We start from the raw sequence: 7,158 nt of genomic DNA, 5'->3' as shown, positions 1-7,158 counted from the left end.
GCTAAGACGCGGCGCGTCCGCCCCGCGCTCCGCGGCGGCGCGCAGGCGCGCGGCCTCGAAGCGGAAGCTGTCGCGCACGATGCGGGGCTTGGCGCAGAAGTCCGACGTGATGGTCGCGCCGTAGCGTTCGGGCGCCTGCGGATCGCGGCGGGGCTTGTCGATCGCGATCACCCGGGTGCCGAGATGGAACGCCTCCATCAGGTCGTGGGTCACCATCACGATCGTCATCGCCTGCTCTTCCCAGAGCTCGCGGACGAGCACATGCATCGCCCGCCGCGATCCGGGGTCGAGCGCGCCGAAAGGTTCGTCCAGCAGCAGCACCTTCGGCTTGTTGATCAGCGCCTGCGCGAGCGCGAGCCGCTGCTGCATGCCTCCCGACAGCTGCGCCGGGTATTTCGTCGCGTGCTCGGCGAGGCCGACGCGCTCGAGCAGCGCCATGGCCCGCTCCCGCAGCGCCCGTTTGCGCGCGCCGAACAGCCGCCCGAGCAGCGGCGAGCCCGCCCATTGCGGACCGAGCATGACGTTCGCAAGCACGGTCTTGTGCGGGAACACCGAATAGCGCTGAAACACCACGCCGCGATCTGCGGTCGGCTCGGTCGCGATCTCCTCGCCATCGAGCAGGATGCGGCCCCGGGTGGGGCGCTCCTGGGCGAGCAGCAGGCGCAGCAGCGTGGTCTTGCCGACGCCGCTCGGGCCGATCACGACCAGAAACTCCTGGTCGGAGAGCTCAAGATCGACATTTTCGAGCACGATGGCGGAGCCGTATTCCTTCCAAACCTTCTCGAAGCGGATCTCGGTCATGGCCTCACGCCTCCCGGATCCGGGTCCAGGGGAAGGCGGCTGCGGAAAGCTTCCTCAGCGCGTAGTCGAGCAGGAAAGCGAGCAGCGTGATCCAGACGACGTAAGGCAGGATCACGTCCATCGCGAGATAGCGGCGGACGAGGAAGATCCGGTAGCCGAGCCCGCCCTCGGCCGTAATCGCCTCCGCCGCGATCACGAACAGCCAAGCCGCGCCGAGCGAAAGCCTCACCGACTCGATCAGCCGCGGGAGCGCCTGCGGCAGCACGACATCGACGATCATCTGCCAGGTCGACGCGCCGAGCGTCTGCGCCTTGATGATCTGCTCGCGCGGGATCGCGGTGACCAACAGCGCCACGTCGCGCACGATGAAGGGCGCGATGCCGAAGACGATCAGCACCAGCTTCGACGTCTCGCCGAGTCCGAAGGCGATGAACAGGATCGGCAAAACGGCGAGCGGCGGGATCAGCGAGAGCGCAAAGATCAGCGGCTCGAAGGTCGCGCGCAGCCAGGGGATGAAGCCGATCAGGATTCCGCAGACGATGCCGATCAGCGCCGAAACGCCAATTCCCGCGAGCAGCCGCGCCATGCTGCACCAGGTGTCGAACCAGAACAGCGGCATGCCGACGACAGGATCGCTCCGCGTCATCAGGCGGCTCACCTGCGCGTAGAACGAGGCGAAGCCCGGCATCAGCTTGTCGGCGGCGTCGACCGCGAGCCGCGCGTCGGAGGCCGCGAGATAGCCCAGGCCAACCGCCAGAAAGGGCGCCGCCCCGAGAGCCAGGGCGACGCCCGGCGACGGCAAGTAGTTGATGATGCGGCGCATCGCCGTCCGCCTCGCCGCCGACCGCTCAGAGCTTTCCTTCGGCGGCGAGCTTCGTGAAGCTCGGATCGATGCGGATCTTCACGTTCTTCGCCGATCCCATGACGGAGCCGTCAGGATGCTGGATGCCGATGGTGTCGACGCTGTCGGCGCCCTGCCCGTAGAGCCCCTGCTCGAAGCAGAAGGTGCGGACATAGTCCCAGATTTCCTTCGTCTTGGGCGCGGTCAGGAAGTCGGCGGCTTCCTGGGGAGTGGAGAAGAAATGGGTCGTGTCGATCTGGGTCTTGAGGCCCGCCTCGTCGGTCCCGAGGGAGGCCGCCATCACGGTCCGGATCGGTTCGGCCTCGGCGCCGCCGGCGTTTAGCTTGGCGAGCGTCTCGTACCAGGCGCCGGTGAAGGCCTTCCCAAACTCGGGACTGTCCTTGAGCGTCTGCGTCTTGGCGACGAAGACGTCCATGATCTCGCCCGGGATCTTCGAGCTGTCGAAGATGATCTCGGATCCCTTCGCGCCCTTGACCATGTCCGGCACCATCGGCTTCCAGGCGACCGCATGCTCCATCGCCGGCTGGGTCAGGAAGGCGGCGGTGATCTCGGCGTCCGAAATGTTGGTGGTCTTGACCGAGGACAGCTTCATGCCGTTCAGGATCAGCGCCCGGTTCAGCAGATAATGCGAGACGCTGTACTGCAGAAGGTGAAGCTCCTTCCCGTCGAGCTCCTTCACCGACTTCGCGGTCTTCGAGACGATGGCGTCGTTGCCGTTGGAGTAGTCGGTGATCAGGAACAGCGAGCTGTCGACGCCGCCGGCGGCGGGCATGACCAGCTGGTCCATGTTGGTCATGGCGACAGCGTCGAGATCGCCCGCGATGAACTGGTTGACGCCCGCGACATAGTCGTTGATCTGGACCAGCTGCACGTCCACGCCGTACTTGTCCGACCACTTCTTCATCATTCCCGAGGACTGCATCCAGTTGAGGGGCATGAAGCCGACATAGACCACGTAGCCGATCTTGAATGTCTTCTTGGCAGCCGCCTCGGCCGGCGCGCCGGAGACCGCCAACCACGCCAGACCGACCGCCATGGCCGCCGCAACGCACCGCGCAATCCGCTTCATGGGTCGGCTCCCGATCATCGCGCCGCGCTCGACGGCGCTATTAAACGAGCGTTTAATGTGACCCGGAACGCACCGATTGTGCAGCGCAAAATTGAGGCGCCCTAGCGTGACGACAGCCGCTCAGTTTCGAAGGGGGCGCCCGTGAGAAAGGCGCAGGCTGCGCGCACGGCGACCAGCGGAGGACAGCCGCGCGTGGGCGGGACGCGCCGACGGCTGGCGCCGGCGGAACGGACCGAGGCGATCCTGGACGAGGCGCTGAAGCTGTTCGCCGAGCGGCACTACTCCAACGTCACGATGCGTGACTTGGCCGGCGCCTGCGGCATCAACCAGGCGCTGATCTACCACTACTTCGACAGCAAGGAGGATCTGTTCCGGCGCGCGCTCGGCCACGCGATCGAGCAGCTCCATGACGGCTACGCCAAGGCCCGGGCGAACGCCGCCACGCCGCGCGCGGAGATCATGTCCTGGCTCGACATGCACCTGTCGATCGCCCAGACGGTCACGCGCATGACGCAGCTGATGTCGGACCACTCGGCGTCGCGGGACGACAGGACGGGGGCCGGCGCGCTCATAGCGCAGTTCTACGCCTTCGAGCAGGGTCTTCTGGAGGACTGCATCGGTCGCGGAATCGCGGCTGGCCAATTCAAGACGGTGGAGGTCGCGAGGACGGCCCGGATCATCAGCCTGCAGCTCGACGGAATCTTCTACGCGTCGTCGAGCCGCGGCGACAACCGCATCGCCAGCGACGTCGCGGACCTGAAAAGCCTGGTCGCGACTTTGCTCGATCCCTGACGGCGCAGCGGCGCCCGCCAAACGGCCGCGCGCGAAACCACCAGGTCTGTCAGCCTCATCCGGACCACAACGGCTAGCTTAGGGGGCGCCATTATCGTCTCCGCCGATCGCCAAGAACGCCCGGGGCCGGCGCGGATCGGCCTGTCGAAGGTTCGTGCCTACGGCCAGGCGCGTGGGCGCAACGCGAAACCGAACCGAAGCCCCCTTCGAAGCGATCCGTGAGCCTGAGGGTCCCAGACATCTTTGATCCCTCACGCCTGCCGGAGAACGAAAACGACGCGTCTGCCGCTATTTATCAATTGACGATAAACCGCGAAATTGTGACAGTTTGACTGTCACGGTTCGCTGCAATCCGACCTCGTCCCTCCCCAGTGATGCAAGGCCTCATGAACCACGCCGTTGAGGATTTGCGCGGCAAGTTGGACCGCGCCCAAAGCCGCCTCGCCTACGTCCGTTATGTCGGAGCGAACACTGAGAATGAGCAGGAAGCGCACGACCTCAACGCGGAGGCCGCTCACTTGGTGAAGGAAATCGCGCAGCTTCGGGAAGAGATCAAATCCGCCTCAGTCGATCCAAGAGGATCGAACGCACGCGGTTGCGGCTAGCTGCTCACGCCGCTGACGTGGGATCGCTGCTTGGCCCTGCTTTGTGGGAGCGGTAATCTCGTCGAGCGCGTGGGACCTGCCCCATTCCCTCCGGCGCCGACCGAGCGGGAGGCAGATCGCGAACGACCTCGACACGTCGTCGTCGCCGCCTCAGCCGCATCGGGCTTTACGTAATATACGCGCCAGGCGCGAACATCGTCGATCACTGCCGGCGGCGGCTTGAATTCTGCTCAGCCGCATGTCATATGAGCTTCATCGGAGCGTCCAGGCCTCGAACGCGAAAGCGTTTGTCATACGCCGGTCGCCCGACACTCTCATACATCGAACAGGCGTCGCTCATTGCAGCGCCGTACTCTGTTCTGCAGTTGGGCGCTGACTTAAAAGCTTCAGCGGCCATAGGAAAACAATGAAAAAGACCACGAAAACTCTTCGCGCCAACGAGCGCAACCATCGCCGCGTTCATGCGGCCCCGACCACCGCGACTTCCGCGGCGACTTGGGCTCCCGAGCCCTGCGGCCTGTCCCGCGCTGAAATGCGTGTGATCGTCGCCGAGATGCTGGGCTGAACGAACGGCCTCGCGGCGGCAGACCTCGCCGCCGCTTCGCATCGGAAAAACGGCGTCTCTCACGACGCCGTTTTTTATTGTCCGCGCGAGGTTAGGCCCGCCAGCGTCGCGCCAAAGGCCTGAGAGCCGCGTGCAGGGCGCGCCCGGCCGTATCGGGACCGCTCAGCTAAGCGCCAGGTTCTCCGAGGTGAGCCAGGGGACCATGACGCTGATCTGCGGCAAGGCATGGGAGCGCGCCACCTCCCTCGCCACCTCGGCGATGCGCGGCGCCAAAGCCTCGAGATCGCCCCGCCGCATCGTCAGCAACAGGTCGCGCGAGAAGCCGGGCCCAGGAAGAGGAAGCGCGACGACCGCCGCGGCGTGGGCCAGCCCCTGCAGCAGGCAGAGCGGCGTGGTGATCGCGACGCCCATGCCGGTCGCGACCATGGCGACCAGAGCGTCTGAGGTGTCGAACTCGAACGCGCGCGGCGGCCTCAGACCGATCCGCTCGAGGTGGCGCTCCACCTGCCGTCCGGCGTGGGAGCGGGCGCTGTGGCGCACCAGCCGACGGCTCTCCAACACCTCCCGCAGCGTCAGCGAGGGAAGCTCGTCCGCAGCGCCTCGGGGCGCGATGAGCACATAGGGCTCCCGGAACAGCAGAATCCGCTCCATGTCCGCGAGCCCCTCCATCGGATCGCAGGTCAGCGCGGCGTCGATCTCCCGCCGCATCAGAGCCTCCGCATGCGAATGCGCGAGGCCCGACCACGCGGTGACGCTAAGGGCCAGGGCGCCGTCCGCGAGTTCCTTCACGATGCGGGCGCCGATGGTGCCAGCCAGCGAATCCACCAGCCCAATCCGGAGGTCGATCCGGCCGGGGAGTTCGGCCGCAGCGCGAGCGTCCGCCAGCAACGACGCTGCGTCCCGCGCGAGGTCGTGAGCGCGGCTCGCGACCATGCGGCCCACAGCGGTGGGCGTAAGCGGCCGCCGGCCTCGGTCGAACAACGGCGCCCCGATCAGCGCCTCGGCGCGGCGCAACGCCTGCGAGGCGGCGGACTGCGTGACGCCGGCCCGTTCGGCGGCGGAGGTGACGCTGCCGGTTTCGGCGATCGCCGCAACGAGCTGCAGGGTCTTCAGGTCGAAGTCGAGCATGACCCATCATAAGCTGGGCGAATGCTTTACGGTAGTTTCACTTCAGGGGGCTCTTCATGATTGCCCCGTCGCGCTTCGTCATGGTCGTTTGAGGGCATGACCGATATTTATGCATCCCCCTTCTCCGCATCGTCAGAACGCGCGCAGGTCGCCGTCGTCGGCCTCGGCGCAATGGGCGCGGCTGCGCTGTATCAGCTCGCGAAACTCGGAGCCGACGTGATCGGCGTCGATCGATTCGCGCCGCCCCACACGCTGGGCTCAAGCCATGGCGAGACGCGCATCACCCGCCAGGCCGTCGGCGAAGGCGCGGCGTACGCGCCGCTCGTTCTGGCCTCGCACCGCATCTGGCGCGAGCTGGAGGCGGAAACCGGCGAGACACTGCTCGAAGAGTGCGGCGTGCTGGTGATCGCCCCGGGTTCAGGCGAGTCCTCGCACCACGGCAAACCTGATTTCGTGGCTCGATCGATCGCGACCGCGGAAGAGTTCGGCATCCCCCACGAGGTGTTGGACGGCGCGGCGGCGCGCCGCCGGTTCCCACAGTTCGAAGGCCTCGCAGGCGACGAGAAGGTCTACTTCGAGCCCGGCGGCGGCTATGTGCGTCCGGAGCGCTGCATCGCCGCGCAGCTGACGCGCGCCGTCGCGCTCGGGGCGCGGACCCGTCTTGACACCGAGGTGACCTCGATCCGGCAGGAAGGCGACGTGGTCCGCGTCAGCACGCCCGGCGGCGACGTGCTCGCCGATCAGGTGATCGTGTCCGCCGGGGGGTGGACCGCTCCGCTCCTCGGCGCGCCGTTCGATCGCCTGCTGACGGTCAACCGTCAGGTCCTGCACTGGTTTCGTCTCGATCGGCCGGCCGACTACGGCCTCGGCGCGCCCGTGTTCATCTGGATGCACGGATCGGGAGACGAGGATTATCTCTACGGCTTCCCTCCCCTGCCCGGCGACGATCGCCTGAAGGTCGCGACCGAGCAGTACGGCGTGGCCACGACGGCGGATAAGATCGACCGCACGGTCGCGGCGGCCGAGTCGGCGGCGATGCACAGGACCCACGTCGCCGGCCGTCTCGCGGGCGTGACGACCGAGGTCGCCAACGCCGCGGCGTGCCTCTACACGGTCACGCCTGACAACGGTTTCATCATCGATCGGCATCCCAGCCAGGACCGCGTGATGGTGGTGTCCGCCTGCTCCGGGCACGGCTTCAAGCATTCCGCAGGCATCGGGCAGGCGGTCGCGGAAGCGGTGGTCGGCGCGCCGAGCGCTTTCGATCTCACGCCGTTTTCGCTTGCTCGCTTCGACAGCTAACCGCAGCATGGCACGCCAATTGCTCATCCCCCGC

The 7,158-nt window shown here is 66.8% G+C and carries 8 protein-coding genes; 4 read left to right on the top strand and 4 right to left on the bottom strand.

All coding sequences use genetic code 11. The features are described from left to right. The 3 genes from METY_RS20175 to METY_RS20165 form a co-directional block, all read right to left on the bottom strand. Positions 1-801 (bottom strand): ABC transporter ATP-binding protein (locus tag METY_RS20175; protein ID WP_103123185.1); only part of this gene is annotated, 801 nt, incomplete at its 3' end. 4 nt (positions 802-805) lie between these two features. Beyond that, the gene (locus METY_RS20170; RefSeq protein ID WP_103123184.1) at positions 806-1,624 is read right to left on the bottom strand and encodes an ABC transporter permease; all 819 of its coding nucleotides are present in this window, start codon (positions 1,622-1,624) and stop codon (positions 806-808) included. Between the two features lie 25 nt (positions 1,625-1,649). Beyond that, positions 1,650-2,732 (bottom strand): putative urea ABC transporter substrate-binding protein, encoded by a 1,083-nt coding sequence (locus tag METY_RS20165; protein ID WP_103123183.1) that lies wholly within the window; start codon positions 2,730-2,732, stop codon positions 1,650-1,652. Between the two features lie 192 nt (positions 2,733-2,924). On the opposite strand from METY_RS20165, the gene METY_RS20160 reads away from it, so the two are divergent. The 3 genes from METY_RS20160 to METY_RS21160 all read left to right on the top strand — a co-directional run bounded on the left by METY_RS20160 (position 2,925) and on the right by METY_RS21160 (position 4,694). Beyond that, complete coding sequence (locus tag METY_RS20160) at positions 2,925-3,524, top strand: TetR/AcrR family transcriptional regulator (RefSeq protein WP_103123182.1); 600 nt, start codon at positions 2,925-2,927, stop codon at positions 3,522-3,524. 386 nt (positions 3,525-3,910) lie between these two features. Beyond that, positions 3,911-4,129, top strand: a complete 219-nt coding sequence (locus METY_RS20155) for a hypothetical protein (RefSeq protein WP_103123181.1) — start codon at positions 3,911-3,913, stop codon at positions 4,127-4,129. A 406-nt stretch (positions 4,130-4,535) separates the two neighbouring features. After that, a complete protein-coding gene (locus METY_RS21160; protein WP_160147396.1) occupies positions 4,536-4,694 on the top strand; it encodes a hypothetical protein in 159 nt (52 codons plus the stop codon). Positions 4,695-4,856: 162 nt separating this feature from the next. On the opposite strand, the gene METY_RS20150 is transcribed toward METY_RS21160, so the two are convergent. Further along, entirely contained in the window at positions 4,857-5,822 is a 966-nt protein-coding gene (locus tag METY_RS20150; protein ID WP_103123180.1) for a LysR family transcriptional regulator, read from the bottom strand. A 96-nt stretch (positions 5,823-5,918) separates the two neighbouring features. Here METY_RS20150 and solA point away from each other — a divergent pair, with 96 nt between their 5' ends. Continuing rightward, positions 5,919-7,124 carry an N-methyl-L-tryptophan oxidase gene (gene solA / locus METY_RS20145; protein ID WP_103123179.1) on the top strand — a complete coding sequence of 402 codons (1,206 nt, stop codon included), beginning with the start codon at positions 5,919-5,921 and terminating at the stop codon, positions 7,122-7,124. Positions 7,125-7,158 lie beyond the last annotated feature (34 nt).

Source organism: Methylopila sp. Yamaguchi, assembly GCF_002897035.1.
In the GTDB taxonomy this organism is placed as follows: domain Bacteria; phylum Pseudomonadota; class Alphaproteobacteria; order Rhizobiales; family Methylopilaceae; genus Methylopila.
The sequence above is the reverse complement of the archived record's forward strand: the minus strand, read 5'-3'. Positions and strand labels throughout refer to the sequence as shown.

Excerpts from the sequence above, each read along its gene's own strand:
- METY_RS20155 (WP_103123181.1), top strand. The coding sequence starts at position 3,911 with ATGAACCACGCCGTTGAGGATTTGCGCGGCAAGTTGGACCGCGCCCAA.
- METY_RS20170 (WP_103123184.1), bottom strand. The coding sequence starts at position 1,624 with ATGCGCCGCATCATCAACTACTTGCCGTCGCCGGGCGTCGCCCTGGCT.
- METY_RS20150 (WP_103123180.1), bottom strand. The coding sequence starts at position 5,822 with ATGCTCGACTTCGACCTGAAGACCCTGCAGCTCGTTGCGGCGATCGCC.
- METY_RS21160 (WP_160147396.1), top strand. The coding sequence starts at position 4,536 with ATGAAAAAGACCACGAAAACTCTTCGCGCCAACGAGCGCAACCATCGC.
- METY_RS20165 (WP_103123183.1), bottom strand. The coding sequence starts at position 2,732 with ATGAAGCGGATTGCGCGGTGCGTTGCGGCGGCCATGGCGGTCGGTCTG.
- solA (WP_103123179.1), top strand. The coding sequence starts at position 5,919 with ATGACCGATATTTATGCATCCCCCTTCTCCGCATCGTCAGAACGCGCG.